Raw genomic sequence first — 23,271 nt, forward strand, 5'->3', positions numbered from 1 at the left:
CTCCGGGGTTGCCGTCATGAGCGCACTGGGGTCGGGGCCGGGGAGTTGTTCAGCCATTGCCAGGGCCAGTCGGCCTGCAGACGTTGCCAGTCCAGGCTGGGCGCTTCTGGCACTTCGGGGTTATGGGGGCAGGCGGCCACGTCGCTGCCTGGCGCGGGTTGCAGTGGCAAACCGCTGTGCAGGTGCAGCATCTCGCCGGTCAACGGGTGCGGCAGGCTCAGGCGCAGTGCATGCAGCCACAGGCGCTGCTGGCCCAGGCGCTGGGCCCACCAGCGGTTCAGCGGGCCCTTGCCGTGGGTGGCATCGCCAATGATGGGGTGCGCCAGGTGCTTGAGGTGGCGGCGTATCTGGTGGCGCCGCCCGGTGGTGGGCACGGCCTCCACCAGCGACGCACGGGTGGTGGCAAAGCGCGGGTCGCTGGCTTCGGGCAGCGTCAACTGCGCCAGCGTGCGAAACCGGGTATGGGCGCTTTGCACGGGAGCATCGGGTGGGGCATCGTCGGGGCGCAGGGGGTGGTCTACCTCCACAGCCGGGGGCGTCCAGCCGCGCACCATGGCGATGTAGACCTTGTGCGTGGCCTGGTTCTCAAAAGATTGGGAAAGCGCCCGGGCCGCGTCGCTGTGCAGCGCCATCACCAGCACGCCGCAGGTGCCTTTGTCCAGCCGGTGCACCGGGAAGACGTGTCGGCCCAGCTGGTCGCGCAGGGTCTGCATCACAAAGCGGGTTTCGCCCGCGTCCAGCCCCGTGCGGTGCACCAGCCAGCCCGCAGGCTTGTACACGGCCACCAGATGGTCGTCTTGCCAGAGGATGTGCAGGGGCTGGGCCATGGGGGAGGGTGTTGGGATGACAAGCCAAATCATAGCCCCGCGCCCGTCCATCAAGCGCAAGCTGCTATCAAAATTGAAAACAGGCTGGAGGGGTTGATGGGGATTGGGCACGCGCTGTGCGCTGGCACGCGCGACAATCGGGGCAATGAGCAAATCCATTCTTCCCCTGCAACTGCTGGTGGCGCCCAGCAAAGACGATCCCTCTGTGCTGGTTCTGTACCACGGCCGTGGCTGCCCCGACGGCTTTGGCGCGGCCTTGGCAGCCTGGCTTTACTACGGTGATCAGGCCGAATACGTGGGCCTGGACCATGGCGATGTGCAAACCGTGGACGACTTGCCCCCGCTGCAAGGACGCACGGTGTACATCCTCGACTTCTCTTTCTCTGCCGAGATCCTGGCCGCCATCGACGAGCGCGCGGCCAAGCTCGTCATGCTGGACCACCACAAGAGCGCTGCCGAAAAGCTCACAGGCTTTGCATGCCGCTGCGGCGTGGTGCATTTCGACATGAACAAGTCGGGCGCCCGGCTGGCGTGGGAGTTTTTCCACCCCGACGAGCCCGTGCCCGCGCTCTTGCAGTACGTGGAAGACCGTGACATCTGGAAGTGGGAATTTGCGCAGAGCGCTCCGTTCCTGTCGGCGCTGGACATGGAGCCCAAAACCTTCGAGCGCTGGAAGGAGATGACCCGCTTCACCCCCGAGCAGCTCGACGCCTTCATGGCCCGTGGCGCCGCCATGGACGAGAAATTCCGCAAGATGGCGCACGACATTGCCGAGGGCGCGCAGCCGCTGGTGTTCAACGGCGTTGCCGGGCTGATGGTGAACGCCCCCGGCATGTTCCACAGCCTGGTGGGCGACATTCTTTCGGCCAAGACGGGCACCTTCGCCCTGATGTGGAGCGCTACCGACAAGGGCGTGAAGGCCGGGCTGCGGGCCCAGCGCAATTTTGATTGCATCGCCCTCGCTGAAAGCATGGGCGGTGGTGGCCATGCCCAGGCCTGCGGGTTTCGCATGCCGGTAGCCCGGTTGCCCGAATTGCTGACTGGCGTGTTCAACGCCTGATAGTGAAAAGGCCCACGGTTCACACCGTGGGCCTTTGTCAGACCTGTTTCAGACCTGTTTCAGACCTGTTTCAGACCTGTTTCAGACCTGTTTCAGGCCTCTTTCAGGCCTCTTTCAGGCCTCTTTCAGGCCTCTTTCAGGCCTCTTTCAGGCCTCTTTCAGGCCTCTTTCAGGCCTCTTTCAGGCCTCTTTCAGGCCTCTTTCAGGCCTCTTTCAGGCCTGCTCCTGCGCCCGCTGGCGGGGCAGGTGGCGTTTGACGGCCGGGCGGTGCAGGCGCTGCTTGGGATCCACGCCCTCGGGCAATTCGCTGGCGCGCTGCAACTGAATGTGCGCTACCAGACCGCCTGTATTGGAGTTGGCCAGCGCAAAGATGCCGCCCATGCGCTGCACCGTCTTGTCCACAATCGACAAGCCCAGCCCTGCACCTGCTGCCGCCGTGCGGGCGGAATCGCCCCGGAAGAAGGGCTTGGTGAGGTTGGAGAGCTGCTCGGGCGGCACGCCGGCGCCGTGGTCACGCAGCTCGAGCAGCACCCAGTTTTCGCGGCCCTTGGCAGCAATTTCCACACTGGTCACGCCCGTGTCGGCCGTCTTGCCATAGCGGCGGGCGTTTTCCAGCAGGTTTGAAATCACCCGGGCCAGTTCCACCTCATCGGCCAGCACGTTCAGGTCCTCGGGGATGTGCATGGTGATTTGCAGCTCCCGGTGGTCTTGCACGGCGTACACGCAGGACGACACCACGGCGTGCAGGTTCACCGGTGTGAGCGTCACATGGTCTGGGCGGGCGTAGTCCAGGAACTTGTCGATGGTGGCGTCGAGCTGAACGATGTCGGCCACCATGTGTTCGCGGGCGATATCGTCCATCACGCTCATTTCGGTCTCGAGCCGCAGGCGCGCCAGGGGCGTGCGCAGGTCGTGCGAAATGCCGGCCAGCATCACCGCGCGGTCTTGTTCCAGTTTGGCCAGCTTTTGGGCCATGCGGTTGAAGCCGATGTTCACCTCGCGGATTTCGCTGGTCACCACCTCTTCGTCCAGGTGGCTGGCGGCGAAGTCTCCGTCTTTGACGCGGTTGGCGGCGTACGACAGCTGCTTGAGCGGGCGGTTGATCAGCCGCGCAATCGCCGCAGCGCCGGCCAGCGACAGCGCTCCGGCGGTGATGAGCCAGATGAGCCAGGTGCGCCCGCCGGCGGGGCTGAAGCGCGATCGGTCCATCAGCAGCCAGTTGGGGTCGCCGTTGATGTTGAAGCCCACCCACAGGCCGTTTTCTCCGTTCACGCTTTGCGCCACGATGGTGTCGGGCCCCAGGCGCCGGGTCAGCTCCTCGGTCAGGCGGTTTCCCAGTGCGCCGCTTTCCAGCAGCGTGAACTTGTCGCCGGGCTCGCGGGGGAGAATGCGCACGCCTTCCTGGTCGGCCATCGTCTTGATGAGCGAAACCCGCGCAATCGCGTCGGAGTGCACCAGCGCTGCGCGGCTGAGGTTGACCAGCGAGGCAATCTGCTGCGCCGTGTGCAGCGTGCGGGGCTCAAACTCCAGCGCCCGCAGCGTTTGCAGCCAGGCCAGAATGCTGCCTACCAGCAGCAGCGCCAGCAAAAAGAACGTGCGCCAAAAAAGGTTCAGCCCCACGCGGGCACGTTGCTCGCGCGTGGCGCGCAGCGACGATTCCAGCGGTGCTGGGCTGGTCACATCGGCTGCTGGTCCTTCAGGTTTGCGCCTGCGGGCCCTTGGTTTGCCTTCAGGCTGGGTCATGGGGATCAGCTCGTTCCGTCCGGTACAAACACGTAGCCCACGCCCCACACGGTCTGGATGTAGCGGGGCGCTGCAGCGTCCACTTCCACCAGCTTGCGCAGGCGCGAGACTTGCACGTCCAGGCTGCGGTCAAACGGCTCGAACTCCCGGCCGCGTGCCAGCAATGCCAGCTTTTCGCGCGACAGCGGCTGGCGTGGGTGGCGCACCAGGGCCTTGAGCATGGCGAATTCGCCCGTGGTCAACGGCAGCTCTTCACCGTTGCGCTGCAGGGCGCGGGTGCCCAGGTCGAACGTGAAGGGGCCGAAGGTGACCACTTCGTTGTCGCCCGAGGGTGCGCCCGGAGCTTCCTGTGCAGGGCGGCGGCGCAGCACGGCGTGGATGCGGGCCAGCAGTTCGCGGGGGTTGAAGGGCTTGCCCAGGTAATCGTCGGCGCCTACTTCCAGGCCCACGATGCGGTCCACGTCCTCGCCCTTGGCGGTGAGCATGATGATGGGGGTGCGGTCATTGGCGGCGCGCAGGCGGCGGCAGATCGACAAGCCGTCTTCGCCGGGCATCATCAGGTCCAGCACGATGATGTCTACGGTTTCGCGCAGCAGCAGGCGATTGAGCGCCTTGCCGTCTTCAGCGACCATGACTTCAAATCCTTCCTGGGTCAGGTAGCGGCGCAGCAGATCGCAGATGCGGGCATCGTCATCTACCACCAAAACTTTGTCGGTACGGTTGGGTGTAGTGGGCATATTTGATCTCGGGTCCAATTTGTAACAGAGCCGATTCTGACCACGTTGAGCGCCGAAGTTCGCGTTTTTCCCTTGGGTTTGACCAACTGTTACAAGTTTTGCCCAATCGTCAACACCGTCTGACACCGCGTGGCGACTTGCGCCTACACACTGTCCGATCAGGGGCTGGCAAGCGTGCTGGAAATGGCTTCAGCGTGCGGCGTCAGACCGATTTTTGAGAAAGTGAATTCATGAAGAATGCTATTCGTTTGGTAGCTGCCAGCGCTTTGCTGATGAGCGCTGGGGCCGTTTTTTCTCAACAAGCCGCACCGGTGGCTGCCGTGGCCGCAGAGCCGCGCAATGTGGTGCAACTGTCGGCCGCTGGCATGGTGCAGGTCGAGCAGGACATGCTGACCATCACCCTCATGGCGAACAAAGAAGCCCCCACGCTGGCTGCCGCCCAGACCCAGCTCAAGCAGGCCCTGGATGAAGCCCTGGCGCAAGCCAAGGCCGGCGCGCAGCCGGGGCAGATGGATGTGTTCACCGGCACGTTCAGCCTGTACCCCCGCTACGGTAAAGACCAGAAGGTGCTGGGCTGGCAAGGCCGGGCAGAGCTGCGGCTGGAAGGGCGCGACTTTGGGCGCATTACCGGCATGGCGGGCAAGATCCAGTCGATGGCGGTGAGCGATGTGTCGTTTGGCCTGTCGCGCGAGGCGCGGGCCAAGGCCGAGGGCGAGGCGCAGTCGCAGGCGATTGAGCAGTTCAAGACCCGTGCGGCAGAGCTGTCGAAAGCGTTTGGCTTTGCCAGCTACGGCCTGCGCGAGGTGAGCGTGTCGGGTCAAGGCCAGGGGGTGACGCTGATGGGCGCCATGGTGGCCCGCGAAAAGATGGCGTCGTTCGCATCCGACGCACCCGTGCCCGTGCAGCCGGGGCGTGAGCAGGTGAGCATCAGCGTCTCTGGCACGGTGCAGATGCTCTGAGCGCTGGCGGGTGGGCTGGCCCCGGGCCTCAGCCTTGTGCTGCGCGCAGTGCCTCGTCCACCTCGGCCTGGGTGGTGGGGCGCACCACACGGGCCACTTCCTGCCCGTTTTTCAAAACCACCAGCGTGGGCCAGAGCTTGACCTTGTAGCTGCGACCCAGCCGCTGGCCGGGACCGTCTTCCACCTTGATGTGGGCGGTTTCCTGGCTTTTCAATGCGTGTTCGATGAACGGCTGGGCGCGCAGGCAATGGGGACACCAGGGCGTGCCAAATTCCAGCACCGTGGTGCCGGGCAGGGCGTCCACCGCGTCGCGTGTGGGCGGCTGGGGCAGGTGGGTAGCGGCGTAGGGCATGGGGGTCTTTCTCAAGGCAAAGGCTAAAAGCGCTTTGTACCGCCGCTGGGTGCCGCAGGCCCGTCAGACAGGGACGCAAACTGCCAGTAGCTTGTGAGCGTGTTGCCTGTGCTGGTTTCGGGCTTCAGATCACCCCTTCAAACACCATCACATCCACCGGATCGCCCACAGCCACGTTGCCCTGGTGGTGGTGCAGCACGATGAGCCCATTGGCCTGCACCATGGAGCTGAGCACGCCCGAGCCCTGGTTGCCCGTGGTGCGCACCTGCAGGTTGCCGTCCGGCCCGGTGGTGACGGTGCCGCGCTGGTATTCGGTGCGGCCCGGCTTTTTGCGGATGGCTTCGGTGCTGGTGGCGCGCAGCAGCGGCGGCGCTGTGCGCGTGCTGCCCATCATGCGCAGCAGTGCGGGGCGCACATAGGCCAAAAAGGTCACCATCACCGCCACCGGGTTGCCCGGCAGGCCAAACAGCACCGCACCGCCTGTGCTGGTGTTGATATCATTTTGATAGCTGCCTGCGCTTGCTGGTTGTGCGCTGGGGGCTGTTTTGGCTTGAAGGCCTGTGGCGGCAATACGCCCCACGGCCATGGGGCGGCCGGGGCGCATGGCAATGCGCCAGAAGGCCACGTCGCCCAGCTTTTTCATCATGGCGCGGGTGTGGTCGGCCTCGCCCACGCTCACGCCGCCGCTTGTGATGATGGCGTCTGCGCGCTGCGCGGCTTCGGTGAAGGCGGCTTCCAGCAGGGCGGGGTCATCGCGCACCACGCCCATGTCGATCACTTCCACGCCCAGGCGGGTGAGCAGGCCAAACACCGTGTAGCGGTTGCTGTCGTACACGGCGCCTTCGCGCGGGGGCTCGCCCAGGCTCAGGATTTCGTCGCCAGTCGAAAAATACGCCACACGCAGCCGCCGCGACACAGTCACGGTTTTCAGCCCCAGGCTGGCCACCAAACCCAGTGCCGCCGGGGTAAGCAGTTCGCCACGGGCCAGCGCCACGCCGCCTTCCATCAAGTCTTCGCCCTTGAAGCGGCGGTTGTCGCCCAGGCGCAGCACATCGGGGGCGATGGTGATCTGGTCGCCCTGCGCGGTGGTGAATTCTTGCGGCACCACGGTGTCCAGCCCGGCGGGCATGATGGCGCCGGTCATGATCTTCACGCACTCACCTGCGTTCACTGTGCCCGTCCACGCCTTGCCCGCCAGGGCCGTGCCCACGCTGCGCAGGGTGAGGGGCTGGCCGGGCGCCAGCTGGCTGCCGGCGAAGGCATAGCCGTCCATGGCCGAGTTGTCGTGTGGCGGCACGCTGATGGGGGAAATCACATCCTGCGCCAGCACACGGCCCAGGGCTTCAAAAATGCCCACTTCTTCCGTGCCTGCCACGGGCTGCACCAGCTGGTGCAAAAACGCGTTGACCTGGTCGGCGTGCAAGGCTTGGGGATCGTAGCCCTGCAGTTCGGCAGCAATTTGGGCGATGGTTTTCATGTTGGTTCGGTCAATTCAGGAAGGCAAGGCGCACGCATGGCGCCGCCGGGGCGCTGCGGCTCAGGGGGCGGTGCGCTCCAGCGCCTGCAGTTCGGCCAGCGTGTTGGCGTTGAAAAAGGCTTTGGGGTCATCGCCCGGTGTGTCAAACGGCACGGTCACGCAGCGGTGCTGGGCGGTCCAGGCGTCAATTTTGCGACCGCCCGCCTGGGTGAAGCGCACCAGGCTTTCGAGCAGGTCTACGCGCAGCAGGCAAAACACCGGCTGGGGTCGCACGCTGATATGGCCCGTGCCGTCGTCTTCGGGGGCGGCGGCCATGGCAATGTCGGCCTGTTGTTCATCGGCCGCCTGGGCCAGGCGGCTGGCCAGGTCCAGCGGAAAAAGCGGGGTGTCGCACGGCACGGTGAGCAGCCAGGGCGTTTCGCAGTGTTCCAGCCCGGTCAGAAAGCCGGCCAGAGGGCCTGCGTAGTCGTTGTTCGCGTCGGGCCACACCGGTGCGCCAAACGATTCGTAGGCGGCCAGGTTGCGGTTGGCGTTGATGAGCGAAACCCCCACCTGCATCTGCAGCCGCATCAGCGTGTGCAGCGCCAGCGGCAGGCCGCGAAAGGTTTGCAGCCCCTTGTCCACCCCGCCCATGCGGGTGCCGCGCCCGCCGGCCAGGACGAGTCCGGTGATGTCTAGCGTGTCAATCATCAAGAGGCCTTTGAAAAGAGAAAGAAGCGAGCCCTCGATTGTGCAGGCTGCTTTGCAGACCCAAGGCGCCGAGGGTCTACAGCCCGCGCAGCCGCCTAGCCGCCGATGTAGCTCATCTCCACGCGGCGCGCGCCCTGGGAGTTGTCTGCGGGCAAGGTGCTGCGCAGTTCGGAATAGCGGTCAGTGCGCTGCTGCCAGATGGGCGCGATGGCTGCGGCAATGTCTGCGTCACTGGCACCGCCGCGCAGCAGCGAGCGCAGGTCGTAGCCTTGCGAGGCGAACAGGCACAGGTACAGCTTGCCCTCGGTGGAGAGGCGGGCACGGTTGCAGTCGTGGCAGAAAGCCTGCGTCACGCTGCTGATGACGCCCACTTCACCCAGGGCTGGGTCGTGCTGGCCGCTGGCGTCGGCATAGCCCCAGCGCTCGGCGGTTTCGCCGGGGCTGCTGGGCTCCAGCGGCACCAGGGGCAGTTCAGCGCGCAGGCGCTCGATCAATTGGGCCGAGGGCAGCACTTCGTCCATGCGCCAGCCGTTGGTGGCGCCTACGTCCATGTATTCAATGAAGCGCAGCGTGGTGCCCGTGCCGCGAAAGTGGCGCGCCATGGGCAGAATTTCGTGGTCGTTGGTGCCGCGCTTGACCACCATGTTCACCTTGATGTGCGACAGCCCAGCCGCGTGCGCGGCCTCGATGCCCGCCAGCACGTCGGCCACCGGAAAGTCCACATCGTTCATGCGGCGAAACACCGCATCGTCCAGTCCGTCCAGGCTCACGGTCACGCGGTTCAGCCCGGCTTCTTTGAGCGAGCGCGCCTTGCGCGCCAGCAGCGAGCCGTTGGTGGTGAGGGTCAGGTCCGGCGCCTTGCCATCCACCGTGCGCAGCTGCGCCAGTTGGGCAATCAGCTCTTCGATATTCTTGCGCAGCAGGGGTTCGCCGCCTGTGAGGCGAATCTTGCGCACCCCGTGCGCCAGGAACAGCGAGGCCAGCCGTGTGATTTCTTCAAAGCTCAGCAGCGCGCTGTGCGGCAGGTACGGGTAGTCCTTGTCGAACACTTCCTTGGGCATGCAGTAGTTGCAGCGGAAGTTGCAGCGGTCGGTCACGCTGATGCGCAGATCACGCAGGGGGCGCCCCCGGGTGTCCACCAGCAAGCCAGTTGCTGGAGAAGGGTGCAGAGGTACCTGGGCCACCAGGTCGGCGTGGCGCTGGTCCACCAGGGGAATGACACGTTCAGCCATGGGCGGGATTGTGCCCCAAGGCCTTCACTGGACGGGGTACCCGCACTGGATTGTCTTGATCCGCATCAATGGATTGGCGGTTGGCGGCGTGCGGATCTTCGCTGCTGCGCGCTGGCATTGCATTGATCTGTCGCAAGGGGCTTGTTTGACATTGTCATGACAATTCTCTGCATTTCGGGAAACATTCTTTCACCCTGATTGCATAGAAAGCGCTACTGCCATGACCTGTCGTAATCAACCCGTCGTTTCCTGTTCCCACCAACGTCGGCGCATGGTGCAGTGGGTGGCTGCCGGGGTGGTTCTGCCCACCTGGGCCGCCACGGCGCAAGCGCAAATGGCGCTTTCTGCGGCCATCAACGTGTCGGGCTCGTTCCGCGCGCTGTCGCAGCGCATGGCCAAGGCCTATTGCCAGCAGCACCTGCAGGTGATGCCCCTGGCGGCGCTGGATGTGCTGGCCAAGGTGCGCAAGCAGGCACAGGCCGGCGCTGCCGACTTGGCCAAGGGCTCCACGGCGGGCGCCTGGCCCGCAGATTTGAGCCGCCAGCTTGAAGAGGTGCAAAAGCAGTACACCGTGCTCAACACCCTGACGGCGACTGCGCCTTCCAAGGCCTCGGCCGCCGCCGTGGCCGAGCAGGCCGACCGCATGATGACCGCTGCCCAGACGGCAACTGAATCGCTGGAGAAACTGGCCCGCGCCCCCAGCGCCAAGCTGGTGGGCATGGCCGGGCGCCAGCGCATGCTGTCGCAGCGCATGGCCAAGCAGTACTTTTTGCTGGCAGCGGGTGTGGACCCCAAGGCGTCGCAGACCCAGATGAACGCCGACGCTGCAGAGTTCAAGCAGGCTCTGCAGGCGCTGGCGGCAGCGCCGGTGTCCACCCCCGCCATTCGCACCGAGCTGGAACTGGGGCAGGCCCAGTGGCTGTTTTTTGAAGCCGCCATGCGTCGCCACCCCGACACCAAGGGCATGGAAGCCGTGGCCACCACCAGCGAACGGCTGCTGGAGGTGATGGACCGGCTCACTTCCCTGTACGACGCAGCCCTGCGCGAAGTGCTGGGCTGAAGCCACACAAGGCGCCAGCTCTGCCCCGGGCAGATCAAACGCAGCGGGCGCCGTCCACCTCAATGCACACGCCGCTGATGAAGGCGGCTTCGTCGCTGGCGAGGTAGAGCGCGGCGTTGGCCACATCCTGAGCGGTGGAAAAGCGTCCCAGCGGGATGGTGGCCAGGAACTTGGCGCGGCGGGCATCGTCCACCGGGCCACCCGCAAACTCGGCCGCCAGGCCGGTGTCGGGGTTGAACACCGGGTTCAGACAGTTCACGCGGATGTTGTCAGGCCCCAGCTCCGCCGCCATCGACTTACTGGTGGTGATGACCGCACCCTTGGAGCCGTTGTACCAGGTGAGGCCGGGGCGGGGCCGCAGCCCGGCGGTGGAGGCAATGTTGATGATGCTGCCCCCACCCGCACGGCGCAGCGCAGGCACGGCGTGGATGGCGCTGAGGTAGATGCTCTTGACGTTGATGGCGTACACCTTGTCGAACTCGTCTTCGCTCACCTCCAGCATGGGGCGGTTGCGGTGCGTCCAGCCTGCGTTGTTCACCACCACATCGAGCTTGCCAAACAGGCGCTCGGCCTCGGCCACCATGGCTTGCACCTGGGCAGACTGCGTCACGTCTGCCTGGAAGAACGCTGCCGTGCCGCCTGCGGCGGTGATCTCTGCCACCACACGCTGGCCGCCTGTGGTGTTGATGTCATTGACCAGCACCTGGGCACCTTCTTGCGCCAGACGTTTGGCAATGCCTTCGCCAATGCCGTTGCCGGCGCCGGTGACGATGATGGATTTGTTTTGTACGCGCATGGCTGTCTCCTTTGTGTTTGCTCTGTTTTTGATAGCTGATTGCGCTTGATGGATAAGCGCTAGAAGCTCTTTTTGCCTGTGGGGTTGTGTGGGGTGGAAGGCTGCGTATTGGCCTCGCCACGCCCGTAGAACTGCGGAAAGTACTCTTTCACTCCGTTGCCTTCAAAGTCCCAGCCCGTGCATTGACCCAGGTGGCGGGGCGGGGTGTCCGGGTCGCCGCCACCAAAGGCGGCGGGCAAGGTCTGGAAGGCAGCGGTGGCCATGTTGAACAGCAGCTCGCGCAGGTGGGTGCAACTGGCCACCCCGCCCATGTGCTGCGCAATGGCCTGGCGCCAGCCGCGCGCCATGCAGGCGCCCACCATGCCCTGCAGAGCGGGGCGCGCCTGTGGGCAGTCTTGCAGCGGGTGGGCGTCCATGGCGGCTTCAATGGCGTGCACCACCAGCTTGCGGTCAATCGTCACGCGCAGCCACATGTGGTGGATGGGGTCCCCCGCCAGCCGAACGCCCTGGTGGCGAAACGAAGGCATGTCGTGTGCCTTGCTGTCGTGCAATTCGGCTTCCATGTCCCACAGGCCGTCTTCACGTTCGTAGCCTTGGTAGGTGACGCGGCGGATATGGCTGGTTTTACGAGGGACGGGAGCTGACAGGCGCATGGGAAAGAAGCGAGCGAAGAGCAGGAGGACAGGGGAATCGGGCGGCTTTAGCCGTGCTTGATGGCCACGGTTTTCAGGGTGGTGAACCCATACAGCGCCTCAAACCCCTTCTCGCGCCCGTAGCCGCTGGATTTGACGCCGCCAAACGGCAGCTCCACACCGCCGCCCGCGCCGTAGTTGTTGATGAACACCTGGCCGCTGTGCACACGCTTGGCCATGCGGAACTGACGCGCGCCGTCGCGCGTCCAGATGCCTGCCACCAGGCCGAACTGCGTGGCGTTGGCCAGCTCGACCGCGTGGTCTTCGTCCTGAAAGGCCATGGCCGAGAGCACGGGGCCAAACACTTCTTCCTGTGCCAGGCGGTGGCCCACAGGCACATCGCGCAGCAGGGTGGGGGCCTGGTAGAAGCCGCCTTCGGGCGCCTCGTCCACCACCACGCCTTGCGCCACCATGGGGATGCCCGCCACTTGCGCGTCTGACAAAAAGTCCCAAACGCGTTGCTGCTGGCTTTGGCGAATCAGGGGGCCCACGTCCAGGTCCATGGCGGCAGGGCCTACGCGCAGCTTTTCAAAGGCGTTGCCCAGGCGCTCCAGCACGGGCTCGTAGATGAGCGAGTCGATCAGCACGCGCGAGCCTGCCGAACAGGTCTGCCCGGCGTTTTGCACGATGGCGTTGAGCACCACGGGCACGGCGGCGTCCAGGTCGGCATCGGCAAAGATGATCTGGGGGCTCTTGCCGCCCAGCTCCAGCGTCACGGGGCAGTGGCGCTCTGCCGCCACCTGCTGAATGATCGTGCCCACCTTGGGGCTGCCGGTGAAGCTGATGTGGTCAATGCCAGGGTGGCGTGCCAGCGCATCGCCCACCTCGTGCCCGTAGCCGGTGACGATGTTGATGGCACCGGGCGGAAAGCCCACCTCGGCCGCCAGTTGCGCCACGCGGATCAGCGACAGGCAGGCATCTTCGGCCGGTTTCACAACGCACACATTGCCTGCCGCCAGCGCGCCGCCCACGCTGCGGCCAAAGATCTGCATGGGGTAGTTCCACGGGATGATGTGGCCGGTGACGCCGTGCGGCTCGCGCCAGGTGAGCACGCTGTAGCCGTCCATGTAGGGAATGGTTTCGCCGTGCAGTTTGTCGCAGGCCCCGGCATAGAACTCGAAGTAGCGCGCCAGCGCCACGGCATCGGCCCGGGCCTGTTTGGTGGGTTTGCCGCAGTCGCGCTGCTCCAGCGCTGTCAGCTCGTCGGCATGCTCCAGCACCTTGGCCGACAGTTTTTGCAGCAGCCGGCCCCGGTCTACAGGTGCCATGCGCTGCCACACCGCCTGGTAGCACTGGCGCGCCGCATGCACGGCGGCGTCGATGTCGTCCGCGTTGCTGCGCTGGATTTCGTCAAAAGGCTGGCCGTCAGAAGGGTCGATCACCGCAAGCGTGCGGCCAGACGAAGACGGGACGGAGGCGTTGGCGATGTAGTTCAGTTGCATGGTGACATTCTGCATAGAAATCGAATGCGTGCTTACTATTTAACCGAAATGGGCCGTAGCGGCTGTACTGCAAGCGACAGCAGCTCTCTTTTTGATAGCGCTGGTGGCTCGCCTCAGGCGTAGGTGCGGCGCAGCCCGGCCAGGTCCATGATTTCGACCTCGCCGCGCTGCACGCGCACCAGCTGGCGGGCTTCCAGGTCTTTGAGGATCTGGTTGGTGGTCTGGCGCGAGATCGACAGCATTTGCGACAGCTGCTCTTGCGACAGTGCAATCACCCGGCGGGTGAGGCCATCGGCGTTCCATTGGCCGTAGCCCTCGGCCATCATCACCAGCCGGCGGGCCAGTCGCTGGGGGGCTGGCAGCAGGGCGGCGTCTTCCAGGGCGATGAAGGCGGTGCGCAGCTTGTCGGTCACTAGCAGCGCCAGGGCGTGCCAGTGCTCGGGGTGGCCGCGCAGCCATTCCTGCAGCGGTTCGTTGGGTACATGCAGCAGCGTGCAGGGCTCGGCCGCCACGGCGTCGTGGCTGCGCACATTGCCATCAAACACCGAAATTTCGCCAAACCACTGCGGGGGCTCCAGGCGGGTGAGCAGCGCAGAGCGTGCGTCGTCAGACCGCCCGCCCGTGCCCGACACGGTGAGTGCGCCACGCAGCACGGCATACAGCCCGCAGGGCGGGTCGCCGCGCAAGAACAGGGACTGGCCCACGGTGAGTTGCCGGATGCGGCCCATGCGCAGCAGCGCCGCCGCAAATTCAGGAGGCAACTGGGCGAACCAGCGCCCCGATTGGAGCGCGATGAGGTGGGCGGAGACTTCGGTCGTCATGCAGTCAGAGATCAGGGTCGGCAGGGCAAAAGGGCAAGCGCGGCAAGAGTCTGCGCCGGGAGGGGATGCTCAGGCGGCGCAGACGTGCTGTTGGCCAAGAAGCAGCAAGGGATGCTTTGCTGTGGGCATGGGCGCTGGGTGGCGCGTGGAGAAAGGCAGGGACCGGGCAGGGTAGGCAATCACAAAAAGGGGCGGCTTGGGCGCGAAAAAAGGGGCAGAAACAGGGACTACAAGGGCTGCGGGCAGCGATAAAGCGCCAGTCCCGCACCGTCACAGGGGCGCTGTTGCCGCCTCTGTTTTTGTCGGCTGCACGACAGACGTTAACGCCTTTGGCGAGAGACATTGAATCCTGCTCAAAACAACGACTGGAGACACCCATGAAAACCCTGATCGATCACCTGGCGCAATACGCCGCCTACCACCGCGATCCGCGCAACATCCACACCCATTTTGTTGGCGTGCCCATGATCATGTTTGCCGTGGTGGTGCTGCTTTCACGCCCGGTGTGGTGGCTGGGCATGGTGCCGGTGAGCCCGGCGCTGGCCTGCGCCGTGGCGGCTGGCATTTTCTACCTGCGGCTGGATGTGCGGCTGGGGCTGGTGATGTCGGCCCTGCTCGCCGCCATGCTGGCGGGGGCGGCTGCCATGGCGCCCCTGGGCACCACCGCCTGGCTGGCCTGGGGGCTGGGGCTGTTTGCCGTGGGTTGGGTGATTCAGTTCGTGGGCCACTATTACGAGGGCCGCAAGCCCGCCTTTGTGGACGATGTGATGGGTTTGCTGGTTGGGCCCCTTTTTGTGGTGGCCGAATGGGGCTTTGCGCTGGGTTTGCGCGCAGAAGTGCAGCACGCAGTGGAACAGCGCAGCGGCCCAGTGCGCAGGCGTGACCTGCGTCAGACGGCCTGAGGGTGAAGAGGGATGTTGATAAAAATGGCCTCCAGCGCTTTCCTGTCAAGCGCGGGTAGCTATGAAATCAATAGCGAAAATGCCCTGAAGCGCGAGGGCTGCGCTGCGGCGTGAACCGCCTGGTTCAGCCGGTTTCACCCACTGGTGTGAAGCGGTGGCGGTTGTGCTCCAGCCACTGGGCCGACAGGTTGCTGGCCTGTTGGTTGGGGTGAAAGTCGCGCCGCCGGTAGGCCCACCATGGCCGCCAGATGTGACGCACCAGCCCTGTGGGGCCGAACAGGGTGTGCCAGGCACTGGCGGCGAACGACCAGCTCGGTCATGGCGTGTCTCCTTCTTCTTTTGTGCGCTTTCCTTGCATGGTGAAGGTGAGTGAGAAGGGCGTCAATCAATCATTGCGCAAGGCCCCGCCCCAGCCGTGGTTGGCGTCATGGCGCGGGGCTGGGCCTGATTACCCCGCGTGGAACTTGACCACCAGCGGCACGATGAGCAGCGCCACGATGTTGATGATCTTGATCAGCGGGTTGATGGCGGGGCCGGCGGTGTCTTTGTAGGGGTCACCCACGGTGTCGCCCGTCACGGCGGCTTTGTGCGCTTCAGATCCCTTGCCGCCGTGATTGCCGTCTTCGATGTACTTCTTGGCGTTGTCCCAGGCGCCGCCACCCGTGCACATCGAAATCGCCACGAACAAGCCGGTGACGATGGTGCCCATCAGCAAACCGCCCAGCGCCTTGGGGCCCAGCAGCAGGCCCACCACAATGGGCACCACCACAGGCAGCAGGCTGGGGATCACCATCTCTTTGATGGCGGCAGTGGTCAGCATGTCTACGGCCTTGCCGTACTCGGGCTTGCCGGTGCCGTCCATGATGCCGGGGATGGTGTTGAACTGGCGGCGCACCTCCACCACCACGGCGCCCGCTGCGCGGCCCACGGCCTCCATCGCCATGGCACCAAACAGGTAAGGAATCAGCCCGCCGATGAACAGGCCAATGATGACCAGCGGGTCAGACAGGTCGAACGTGATGGCCCGGCCGTAGCTTTCGAGCTTGTGGGTGTAGTCCGCAAACAGCACCAGCGCAGCCAGTCCTGCCGAGCCAATGGCGTAGCCCTTGGTCACGGCCTTGGTGGTGTTGCCCACGGCGTCCAGCGGGTCGGTGATGTCGCGCACGCTGCTGGGCAGCTCGGCCATCTCGGCAATGCCCCCGGCGTTGTCGGTGATGGGGCCATAGGCATCTAGCGCCACCACAATGCCCGCCATGCTGAGCATGGACATGGCGGCCACCGCAATGCCGTACAGGCCCGCGAGCTGGTAGGCCGACAGGATGGCCAGGCACACAAAGATCACTGGCCAGGCGGTGGAGCGCATGGAAACGCCCAGGCCCGCAATGATGTTGGTGCCATGGCCCGTGGTGGATGCCTGTGCGATGTGGCGCACGGGGGAATATTGCGTGCCGGTATAGAACTCGGTGATCCACACCAGCGCGGCCGTCAGCACCAGCCCGGTGGCGCAGGCGCCAAACAGCTTCATCTGGCTGCCGCTGGCGGTGATGGCGTTGTCCGGAATGATCCACAGCGTGACGAAGTAGAACGCGATGAGCGACAACACGCCGGCGATGGCCAGGCCCTTGTACAGCGCGGGCATCACGTTCTTCATACCGGGGGATGCCTTCACAAAGAAGCAGCCAATGATGGACGCGATGATGGACACCGCCCCCAGGGCTAAGGGGTACACCACGGCGTTGACCGGGGCGGCGCCCACCATCAGTGCACCCAGCACCATGGTGGCAATCAGCGTCACCGCATAGGTCTCGAACAGGTCGGCCGCCATGCCGGCGCAGTCGCCCACGTTGTCGCCCACGTTGTCGGCAATCACCGCGGGGTTGCGGGGGTCGTCTTCAGGAATGCCCGCCTCGACCTTGCCCACCAGGTCGGCGCCCACGTCGGCACCCTTGGTGAAGATGCCGCCGCCCAGGCGCGCGAAGATGGAGATCAGCGACGAGCCGAACGCAAAGCCGATCAGCGGGTTGAGCAGCGTGGCCAGCTTGGCGGTGGGTGTGAGGTTGCCATTGCCGGCCAGAAACCAGTAAAACGCCGTGACACCGAGCAGCCCCAGCCCCACCACCAGCATGCCGGTGATGGCGCCGCCGCGAAACGCCACATCCAGCGCCGGGCCAATGCCCTGCGTAGCTGCCTGCGCTGTACGCACGTTGGCGCGCACCGAGACATTCATGCCGATGAAGCCGCAGGCACCCGAGAGCACGGCCCCCACCACAAAGCCGACGGCCGTCGTCCCGTCAAGGAAAACGCCAATCAGCACCGCCAGCACCACGCCCACGAGGGCAATGGTCTTGTACTGGCGCGCCAGGTAGGCTGCCGCGCCCGCCTGGATGGCTGCCGCAATTTCTTGCATGCGCGCGTTCCCGGGGTCTTTGCCAAGGATCCAGCCCCGCGCCCAGATGCCGTAGGCCACGGCGACCAGTCCGCAGACCAGGGCCAATAAAAGGGGAGGGGTCATTGCTGTGCTGTCAGCCATTCAGTGCTCCTTCAAATGCGGTTGCACGGTTGGAAACACGACGCATCGGTGGTGCTTCCGCTGCGTTGCTTCCTCGGGCCCCAGGGCGGGGCCGATTGGCCAACGGTCTCAATTTACAACCAAACCCCCTGTTGCAAGCGGGCAGAAAGGGGCATGCCTCTAAAATCAGGGTTAATCCCGACGCTCAATGGAACGCCATGCTTCGCGGGTTACTGTTGCAAACCACTATTTTCAAAAACATGTCCCTCAACAACGTCACCCCTGGCAAGAACATCCCCGAGACATTCAACGTGGTCATCGAAATCCCGATGAACTCTGACCCCATCAAGTACGAAGTGGACAAGGAGTCGGGCGCGATTTTTGTGGATCGTTTCATGACCACCGCGATGCACTACCCCACCAACTACGGTTATGTGCCCCAGACCCTGTCGGGCGACGGCGACCCGGTGGATGTGCTGGTGATCACGCCTTTCCCCCTGCACCCCGGCGTGGTGGTGACCTGCCGCCCCCTGGGTATTTTGATGATGGAAGATGAAGCTGGCGTGGACGGCAAGGTCATTGCCGTGCCCACCTCCAAGATCCTGCCCATGTACGACCACTGGAAGACCATCGATGACTTGAACGCCATGCGCCGCAACGCCATCGCCCACTTCTTCGAGCACTACAAGGACCTGGAAAAGGGCAAGTGGGTCAAGGTGATTGGCTGGGAAGGCATTGATTCCGCCAAGAAGGAAGTGATGGACGGCGTGGCCAACTACCAAAAGAGCCAGGCCTGATTTGAGTCAACTGCGGCAACCGCCGCTGCGCTCACACTGCAAAAGCACCTGGGTATTTGCCCAGGTGCTTTTTTGTTGCCCGGCGCTGTGTCGGGCGGCCATTCGCCAGGGGCTTTGGCGGTCTGTAGGCTGAACTGGTGGCACGGAATACATAAGCCAATTTATCAATTAGGTTGTATCTATCAAATTTAGCGGACATATTAGGTTGTGCACTGCAGCATTAGCGGTGGAGGTCCTGTCGCTAGGTAGTCAAGTGCCGGTTTGAGCAGGCAGCACGCTGGCAGCGGTTGTGATCACAGAGCAGGTCACCTGCCATGGCGAGTGTTTGAGTGGCGAGTCAACTTTCGGAGTCATCAATGAGCGATTCTTCCCAGCAACTGCCTCGGCACGCCCAGGGTTCCATGCACATCATGGGAGACCGCGTGATGTTGGCTGCCATCGTGATCAGCGCGATCACGTCAGTGGCCTTGGGCTTCAATTTCGTGGAATCAGGCCTGGCCTGGGGCGTGTCGGCCGTCTTGATGGTGGTGGCGGTCATTGCGTATGCCAGCGCTGCAGGCGCATTGGCTTCCCGTCTGGTGTTGGCCTTTGTGCAGTCGGCCTTCGTGGCGCTGCACATTCAGCTCGCGCAGGGGCAGACCGAGCTGCACTTTGGTGTTTTTGTGACGCTGGCATTGCTGCTGGTGTACCTGGACTGGCGTCCCATCGTGTTGTCAGCCCTGGTCTTCGCGGTGCACCATGTGCTGTTCGACCGTTTGCAGGCCGCAGGTTTTGGCGTGTACTGCCTGACCGAGGCCAGCTTCGTGCGCACGCTCAGCCATGCGGTGTATGTGGTGATCCAGACCTCGCTGGAGGTGTTGATGGCTGTGAGCCTGGGGCGAACCGCCCGCGCGGGGCAGGAGCTGCGGAATCTCGTGGCCGCGGTCGATAGCGGAGACAGCATCACCTTGCATGGAGCCCGAGCCGTCCATGTCAGCACGCAGGCAAGCCAGGCCTTGCAAAGCACCCTGCTGCGCATGGAAGCTGCTGTGGTGGCTGTGCGCCAGAACTCGGAAAGCGTGGCCTCGGCCTCGGCCCAGATTGCCTCAGGCAACAACGACCTGAGCGCACGCACAGAACAACAAGCCAGCGCCCTGGAAGAAACCGCTGCGTCGATGGAAGAACTCGGCTCCACCGTGCGGCAAAACGCAGACAACGCCCGCACCGCCAACCAGCTGGCCATGAACGCATCTACCGTCGCCGCCCAGGGCGGTGAAGTTGTGGCCGAAGTGGTGGAGACCATGAAAGGTATCAACGCCAGCAGCGCCAAGATTGCCGACATCATCAGCGTGATCGACGGCATTGCGTTCCAGACCAACATCCTGGCGCTGAACGCTGCCGTGGAAGCCGCCAGAGCCGGCGAACAAGGGCGAGGCTTTGCCGTGGTGGCCGGTGAAGTGCGCAGCCTGGCCCAGCGCAGCGCCGAAGCCGCCAAGGAAATCAAGAGCCTCATCACCGCCAGCGTAGAGCGGGTGGAACAAGGCAGCGCGCTGGTAGACAAAGCTGGGGCCACCATGACCGAAGTCGTCACCGCCATTCGGCGCGTGACAGACATCATGGGAGAGATCAGCGCGGCCAGCAGCGAGCAAAGCGCAGGCGTAGGGCAGGTGGGAGAGGCCGTCACGCAGATGGACCAGGCCACGCAGCAGAATGCGGCTTTGGTCGAAGAGATGGCGGCGGCAGCGGCCAGCCTGAACACCCAGGCGGGGGAATTGGTCCACGCTGTGGCGGTTTTCCAGCTCGATGCAAACGCCCTTGCTGCCCGGGTTTCAGTGCCCGCTGCGAAGGTAGCCACTGCCGCCCCCCAGGGTGCACTGAACCGGGCGCGCGCAGTTGCAAAGCCTGCTTCTGCGCCTCGGGCAGCGGCGCCCCGAGCACTGCCTGTAGCCAAAGCACCCACAGCGCCTGCTACGCCCAAGGCCAACGACGACGATTGGGAAAGCTTCTAAGCATCTTCTCGATGGCCTTCCAGCGAAGGCCGCTGCCAAGCCAAAGCACGCTGTAACCCAGCGTGCTTTTTTTATCAGCGCACCTCAACACTCAGCGACTGCCTTTGCATCCATCCATGTCACGCATTGGTGAACCGTGGTTTGCGAGGCTTACACAGGCGCATGGCCGCGCCTGTCAACACAGTGAAATGCGAAGCGCTATTTGTTACCGAACTGATGCGTTGCTTGCCCGCCACATCCTCTTGTTTGATGGACGAACTCAATGTGAACAAGTTTTAATTTGATATTTATGATTGTTATGATATAAATATGGTGGATAATGTGTGTTGACTTGTGTCGAAGCGCTGCGTCAAATGCAAGTGAGGCCCGACCGCCCGGCAGTGTTGTGGCGCAGGTCTCACGTCCATCGCCTTGGCAATCCTGAGGTGGGTGATGGGCTGTAGTGGGAGTTCGACGAGGTTGGCAGTACGCTTGTGCCACTTTGGTGCGCAGGCGCTTTTTAAGAGAAATACGATGAACCAATTCAAGATCGGTACCCGTTTGGGCTTGGCTTTTGGGCTTGTTCTTTTGATCACCGCCGTGATTGCCGCAGTAGGCTTTTGGCGTCTGTCCATGCTCAAGGAAGCCACCACTCGCATCTCGACTGTGGAGATTGAGCGCAACCAGCTGGCCATGGAGTGGAAAGCCGGGATTGATTTGAACTGGACCCGCGCCTCCGCAGCGCTCAAGGCTACCGATGAGACCTACATTGCCGCACTGGGGGCCGACATGTCGGCCACCACCAAAGAGGTGAGCGAGAAGCAGAAAAAACTCGAAACCTTGATTGACAGCGACAAGGGTAAAGAACTGCTGGCCAAAGTAGCCACCGCCCGCAAAACCTATGTGGATGCCCGTGCCAAGTTGCTCGAGCGCAAAAAGGCCGGTGAAGATGTGTTCGCCCTGGTAGACAGCGATCTCCGCCCCATGGCCCAGAACTACATCCAGGCGCTTGAAAATGTCACCAAGTACACCTACGAGGAGTCGGTTGCATTTGAAAAGTCGGTATTGAGCTCTGCGGAGACCAGTCAGTGGGTGCTGGCGATCGGGGCTGGTGCCTCGTTGGTATTGGGTTTGCTGTTTGCGGTGTGGGCCACACGTTCCATCACCACCCCCGTGCAGCGTGCGGTGGAGGCTGCTGAAGAAATTAGCAAGGGCAATCTGGCGCTTCGCATTGAGGCCCAGGGCAAGGATGAAGCGGCCCGCCTGCTGCGTGCGTTGTCGGAAATGCAGGAAAGTCTCTCGCGCATCGTGGGCCATGTGCGTGAAGGCTCACAAAGCGTAGCGGTGGCCTCGTCTGAAATCGCTTCGGGCAACAACGACCTGAGCGCCCGGACGGAGCAACAAGCCAGCGCCCTGCAGCAAACGGCTGCGTCCATGGAGCAGCTCAACTCGACCGTGCGCCAGAACGCGGACAACGCCCGCCAGGCCAACCAGCTGGCGATGAGCGCCTCTACTGTGGCGGTGCAAGGTGGCGAAGTCGTGGGCCAAGTGGTGGAGACCATGAAGGGCATCAACGACAGCTCGCGCAAGATCTCCGACATCATTGGCGTGATCGACGGTATTGCCTTTCAGACCAACATCCTGGCACTGAACGCTGCCGTGGAAGCCGCCCGCGCAGGCGAGCAAGGCCGTGGCTTTGCGGTGGTGGCCAGCGAGGTGCGCAGCCTGGCTGGTCGCTCGGCCGAGGCCGCCAAGCAGATCAAGACCTTGATCAACGACAGCGTGGAGCGCGTAGAGCACGGTACGTCGCTGGTAGACCAAGCCGGCACCACCATGACGGAAGTGGTGGGTGCGATCAAGCGCGTGACGGACCTCGTGGGTGAGATCAGCGCTGCCAGCAATGAACAAAGCCAGGGCGTCAGCCAGGTGAGTGAAGCGGTGACCCAAATGGACCAGGTTACTCAACAAAATGCGGCCCTGGTGGAAGAAATGGCCGCAGCGGCCAGCAGCCTGAACAATCAGGCCCAGGACCTGGTCGACACCGTGGCGTTCTTCAAGCTGGCCGCAGGCGAGGAGCGTGTGGCTCGCATGCAAGCTCCGCGCATGGGCTCTGCGCCCGCATCTGCTTCGGCCCGATTCGCTGCGGCGCCCGCTGCCGCGCTGGGCCGTTCTTCCGCTGCATCGGAAGGCCCCGCTTTGGGCATTAATCTGGACAACGCCATTCAAGCGCACGCCAATTGGCGGGCCAAGTTGCGCACGGCCGTGGCTCAGAAAGAAACTCTGGATGCCGATACCGTTTCGCGTGACGATTGCTGCGAGCTGGGCAAGTGGCTGCACGGCGCAGGTAGCTCGCAGTACGGCGGCAAACCGTCGTTTGTGCAGTTGCTGGAGTCGCACCGACAGTTCCACCAAGAAGCTGGCAAGGTGGCGCGCCTGATCAACCAGGGCGCTTATTCGGAAGCCGAGAAGCAGTTGGAGAGCAACACCGGTTTCTCCAATGCCTCGCAAAAAGTGGGTGCTGCGGTGATCCAGCTGGCCAAGGAACTGAAGGTAAAAATGGCAGGTGCCGCCAATTCCAAGAAGGCAGCAGCTACGCCTGCGCGGCAAGTGGCCTACAGTGCCCCTGCCAAGTCCAAAGCGCCTGCGGCATCCGATGATGGAGACTGGGAGTCGTTTTAAAGCTGCACAGACCGTTGGCTGCAGCCTGCACACGGGCGGTGCAGTGAAGCGGCCCGCCCATTGACCTGAAAGGCCGGTGCGTTGCACCGGCTTTTTTCTTGGGGTCAGGGCGGGTTTTGAGTTTTGCGAAAAGGCGCGCGTTCGTGCAGCGACTGCAGGTAGGCGTCCACCCCTTCGCCCTCGCGTTCCAAAAAGCGTTCCACCGCATCGGCAAAAGCGGGGTGCGCCAGCCAATGGGCGCTGCTGGTCTGCACAGGCAGCAAAGCCCGCGCCATTTTGTGTTCGCCCTGGGCGCCGCCTTCAAAGCGGTGCACGCCATGCTCAATGCACCATTGCAAAGGCTGGTAGTAGCAGGCCTCAAAGTGCAGGCAGTCCACGCGTTCCAGCGCCCCCCAATAGCGCCCATAGGCGATGATTTCAGTGTCTTTTTGGCCTGTAGCGCTTGCGGGGCAAGCGCTGATAGCTATCAAACTGCTAGCTACCAAAAGGAGGCCCCCCGGCTCTGCCGGGGAGGCAGTAGAAGTTTGAC

General features: G+C 63.8%; 21 protein-coding genes. 7 read left to right on the forward strand and 14 right to left on the reverse strand.

Annotated elements, in window-relative coordinates; translation table 11 throughout:
• Nucleotides 1-14: 14 nt before the first annotated feature.
• Nucleotides 15-827: a pseudouridine synthase gene (locus IHV84_RS07010; protein WP_198846314.1), complete on the reverse strand. Its 813-nt coding sequence runs from the start codon at nt 825-827 to the stop codon at nt 15-17.
• Between the two features lie 145 nt (nt 828-972).
• Between IHV84_RS07010 and IHV84_RS07015 the strand changes: the two genes are divergently transcribed.
• On the forward strand, nt 973-1,887 hold the full coding sequence (locus IHV84_RS07015; RefSeq protein ID WP_198846315.1) for a DHH family phosphoesterase: 915 nt from the start codon (nt 973-975) through the stop codon (nt 1,885-1,887).
• Nucleotides 1,888-2,100: 213 nt separating this feature from the next.
• Here IHV84_RS07015 and IHV84_RS07020 read toward each other — a convergent pair whose 3' ends face one another.
• The gene (locus IHV84_RS07020; RefSeq protein WP_198846316.1) at nt 2,101-3,630 is read right to left on the reverse strand and encodes a sensor histidine kinase; all 1,530 of its coding nucleotides are present in this window, start codon (nt 3,628-3,630) and stop codon (nt 2,101-2,103) included.
• A gap of 5 nt (nt 3,631-3,635) precedes the next feature.
• Complete coding sequence (gene ompR, locus IHV84_RS07025; RefSeq protein WP_198846317.1) at nt 3,636-4,367, reverse strand: two-component system response regulator OmpR; 732 nt, start codon at nt 4,365-4,367, stop codon at nt 3,636-3,638.
• A 230-nt stretch (nt 4,368-4,597) separates the two neighbouring features.
• Here ompR and IHV84_RS07030 point away from each other — a divergent pair, with 230 nt between their 5' ends.
• Nucleotides 4,598-5,326 carry an SIMPL domain-containing protein gene (locus IHV84_RS07030; protein WP_198846318.1) on the forward strand — a complete coding sequence of 243 codons (729 nt, stop codon included), beginning with the start codon at nt 4,598-4,600 and terminating at the stop codon, nt 5,324-5,326.
• Between the two features lie 28 nt (nt 5,327-5,354).
• On the opposite strand, the gene IHV84_RS07035 is transcribed toward IHV84_RS07030, so the two are convergent.
• The 4 genes from IHV84_RS07035 to moaA all read right to left on the reverse strand — a co-directional run bounded on the left by IHV84_RS07035 (nt 5,355) and on the right by moaA (nt 9,077).
• Nucleotides 5,355-5,678 (reverse strand): thioredoxin family protein, encoded by a 324-nt coding sequence (locus IHV84_RS07035; protein ID WP_198846319.1) that lies wholly within the window; start codon nt 5,676-5,678, stop codon nt 5,355-5,357.
• 124 nt (nt 5,679-5,802) lie between these two features.
• Nucleotides 5,803-7,155, reverse strand: a complete 1,353-nt coding sequence (glp, locus tag IHV84_RS07040; protein ID WP_198846320.1) for a gephyrin-like molybdotransferase Glp — start codon at nt 7,153-7,155, stop codon at nt 5,803-5,805.
• A gap of 60 nt (nt 7,156-7,215) precedes the next feature.
• A complete protein-coding gene (gene mobA / locus IHV84_RS07045) occupies nt 7,216-7,845 on the reverse strand; it encodes a molybdenum cofactor guanylyltransferase MobA (RefSeq protein ID WP_198846321.1) in 630 nt (209 codons plus the stop codon).
• Between the two features lie 95 nt (nt 7,846-7,940).
• Nucleotides 7,941-9,077 carry a GTP 3',8-cyclase MoaA gene (gene moaA, locus IHV84_RS07050; RefSeq protein WP_198846322.1) on the reverse strand — a complete coding sequence of 379 codons (1,137 nt, stop codon included), beginning with the start codon at nt 9,075-9,077 and terminating at the stop codon, nt 7,941-7,943.
• A gap of 220 nt (nt 9,078-9,297) precedes the next feature.
• Here moaA and IHV84_RS07055 point away from each other — a divergent pair, with 220 nt between their 5' ends.
• Nucleotides 9,298-10,137 carry a type IV pili methyl-accepting chemotaxis transducer N-terminal domain-containing protein gene (locus IHV84_RS07055; protein ID WP_198846323.1) on the forward strand — a complete coding sequence of 280 codons (840 nt, stop codon included), beginning with the start codon at nt 9,298-9,300 and terminating at the stop codon, nt 10,135-10,137.
• Between the two features lie 34 nt (nt 10,138-10,171).
• On the opposite strand, the gene IHV84_RS07060 is transcribed toward IHV84_RS07055, so the two are convergent.
• From IHV84_RS07060 to IHV84_RS07075, 4 genes are all read right to left on the reverse strand, one after another.
• Nucleotides 10,172-10,933, reverse strand: coding sequence for an SDR family oxidoreductase (locus IHV84_RS07060; RefSeq protein ID WP_142080881.1), 762 nt, complete (start codon nt 10,931-10,933; stop codon nt 10,172-10,174).
• 59 nt (nt 10,934-10,992) lie between these two features.
• A complete protein-coding gene (locus IHV84_RS07065; RefSeq protein WP_198846324.1) occupies nt 10,993-11,586 on the reverse strand; it encodes a DUF2889 domain-containing protein in 594 nt (197 codons plus the stop codon).
• A 47-nt stretch (nt 11,587-11,633) separates the two neighbouring features.
• Nucleotides 11,634-13,067: an aldehyde dehydrogenase family protein gene (locus IHV84_RS07070; protein WP_198846325.1), complete on the reverse strand. Its 1,434-nt coding sequence runs from the start codon at nt 13,065-13,067 to the stop codon at nt 11,634-11,636.
• Nucleotides 13,068-13,180: 113 nt separating this feature from the next.
• Nucleotides 13,181-13,888, reverse strand: coding sequence for a Crp/Fnr family transcriptional regulator (locus tag IHV84_RS07075; RefSeq protein WP_044396307.1), 708 nt, complete (start codon nt 13,886-13,888; stop codon nt 13,181-13,183).
• 377 nt (nt 13,889-14,265) lie between these two features.
• On the opposite strand from IHV84_RS07075, the gene IHV84_RS07080 reads away from it, so the two are divergent.
• Nucleotides 14,266-14,790, forward strand: a complete 525-nt coding sequence (locus tag IHV84_RS07080; protein WP_142080876.1) for a DUF962 domain-containing protein — start codon at nt 14,266-14,268, stop codon at nt 14,788-14,790.
• A 124-nt stretch (nt 14,791-14,914) separates the two neighbouring features.
• Here the strand turns inward: IHV84_RS07080 and IHV84_RS20620 are convergent, their stop codons facing one another.
• Both IHV84_RS20620 and IHV84_RS07085 read right to left on the reverse strand, forming a co-directional pair.
• A complete protein-coding gene (locus IHV84_RS20620) occupies nt 14,915-15,049 on the reverse strand; it encodes a hypothetical protein (protein WP_255523535.1) in 135 nt (44 codons plus the stop codon).
• Nucleotides 15,050-15,238: 189 nt separating this feature from the next.
• Nucleotides 15,239-17,320 carry a sodium-translocating pyrophosphatase gene (locus IHV84_RS07085; protein WP_198846326.1) on the reverse strand — a complete coding sequence of 694 codons (2,082 nt, stop codon included), beginning with the start codon at nt 17,318-17,320 and terminating at the stop codon, nt 15,239-15,241.
• A gap of 239 nt (nt 17,321-17,559) precedes the next feature.
• Between IHV84_RS07085 and ppa the strand changes: the two genes are divergently transcribed.
• The 3 genes from ppa (at nt 17,560) to IHV84_RS20625 (ending at nt 22,742) form a co-directional block, all read left to right on the forward strand.
• Nucleotides 17,560-18,096 carry an inorganic diphosphatase gene (gene ppa / locus IHV84_RS07090; RefSeq protein ID WP_198846327.1) on the forward strand — a complete coding sequence of 179 codons (537 nt, stop codon included), beginning with the start codon at nt 17,560-17,562 and terminating at the stop codon, nt 18,094-18,096.
• 356 nt (nt 18,097-18,452) lie between these two features.
• Nucleotides 18,453-20,084, forward strand: coding sequence for a methyl-accepting chemotaxis protein (locus IHV84_RS20665; protein ID WP_198846328.1), 1,632 nt, complete (start codon nt 18,453-18,455; stop codon nt 20,082-20,084).
• A gap of 513 nt (nt 20,085-20,597) precedes the next feature.
• Nucleotides 20,598-22,742, forward strand: coding sequence for a methyl-accepting chemotaxis protein (locus tag IHV84_RS20625; RefSeq protein ID WP_198846329.1), 2,145 nt, complete (start codon nt 20,598-20,600; stop codon nt 22,740-22,742).
• A 104-nt stretch (nt 22,743-22,846) separates the two neighbouring features.
• Here IHV84_RS20625 and IHV84_RS07105 read toward each other — a convergent pair.
• Nucleotides 22,847-23,271: peptidogalycan biosysnthesis protein (locus IHV84_RS07105; protein ID WP_198846330.1), on the reverse strand; the 425-nt coding region annotated here is incomplete at its 5' end.

This window comes from Acidovorax sp. IB03 (genome assembly GCF_016406015.1).
Classification (GTDB): Bacteria; Pseudomonadota; Gammaproteobacteria; order Burkholderiales; family Burkholderiaceae_C; genus Acidovorax; species Acidovorax temperans.

Coding starts and splice junctions, on each gene's coding strand:
- IHV84_RS07010 (WP_198846314.1), bottom strand. CDS start 827: ATGGCCCAGCCCCTGCACATCCTCTGGCAAGACGACCATCTGGTGGCC.
- IHV84_RS07015 (WP_198846315.1), top strand. CDS start 973: ATGAGCAAATCCATTCTTCCCCTGCAACTGCTGGTGGCGCCCAGCAAA.
- IHV84_RS07020 (WP_198846316.1), bottom strand. CDS start 3,630: ATGACCCAGCCTGAAGGCAAACCAAGGGCCCGCAGGCGCAAACCTGAA.
- ompR (WP_198846317.1), bottom strand. CDS start 4,367: ATGCCCACTACACCCAACCGTACCGACAAAGTTTTGGTGGTAGATGAC.
- IHV84_RS07030 (WP_198846318.1), top strand. CDS start 4,598: ATGAAGAATGCTATTCGTTTGGTAGCTGCCAGCGCTTTGCTGATGAGC.
- IHV84_RS07035 (WP_198846319.1), bottom strand. CDS start 5,678: ATGCCCTACGCCGCTACCCACCTGCCCCAGCCGCCCACACGCGACGCG.
- glp (WP_198846320.1), bottom strand. CDS start 7,155: ATGAAAACCATCGCCCAAATTGCTGCCGAACTGCAGGGCTACGATCCC.
- mobA (WP_198846321.1), bottom strand. CDS start 7,845: ATGATTGACACGCTAGACATCACCGGACTCGTCCTGGCCGGCGGGCGC.
- moaA (WP_198846322.1), bottom strand. CDS start 9,077: ATGGCTGAACGTGTCATTCCCCTGGTGGACCAGCGCCACGCCGACCTG.
- IHV84_RS07055 (WP_198846323.1), top strand. CDS start 9,298: ATGACCTGTCGTAATCAACCCGTCGTTTCCTGTTCCCACCAACGTCGG.
- IHV84_RS07060 (WP_142080881.1), bottom strand. CDS start 10,933: ATGCGCGTACAAAACAAATCCATCATCGTCACCGGCGCCGGCAACGGC.
- IHV84_RS07065 (WP_198846324.1), bottom strand. CDS start 11,586: ATGCGCCTGTCAGCTCCCGTCCCTCGTAAAACCAGCCATATCCGCCGC.
- IHV84_RS07070 (WP_198846325.1), bottom strand. CDS start 13,067: ATGCAACTGAACTACATCGCCAACGCCTCCGTCCCGTCTTCGTCTGGC.
- IHV84_RS07075 (WP_044396307.1), bottom strand. CDS start 13,888: ATGACGACCGAAGTCTCCGCCCACCTCATCGCGCTCCAATCGGGGCGC.
- IHV84_RS07080 (WP_142080876.1), top strand. CDS start 14,266: ATGAAAACCCTGATCGATCACCTGGCGCAATACGCCGCCTACCACCGC.
- IHV84_RS07085 (WP_198846326.1), bottom strand. CDS start 17,320: ATGGCTGACAGCACAGCAATGACCCCTCCCCTTTTATTGGCCCTGGTC.
- ppa (WP_198846327.1), top strand. CDS start 17,560: ATGTCCCTCAACAACGTCACCCCTGGCAAGAACATCCCCGAGACATTC.
- IHV84_RS20665 (WP_198846328.1), top strand. CDS start 18,453: ATGAGCGATTCTTCCCAGCAACTGCCTCGGCACGCCCAGGGTTCCATG.
- IHV84_RS20625 (WP_198846329.1), top strand. CDS start 20,598: ATGAACCAATTCAAGATCGGTACCCGTTTGGGCTTGGCTTTTGGGCTT.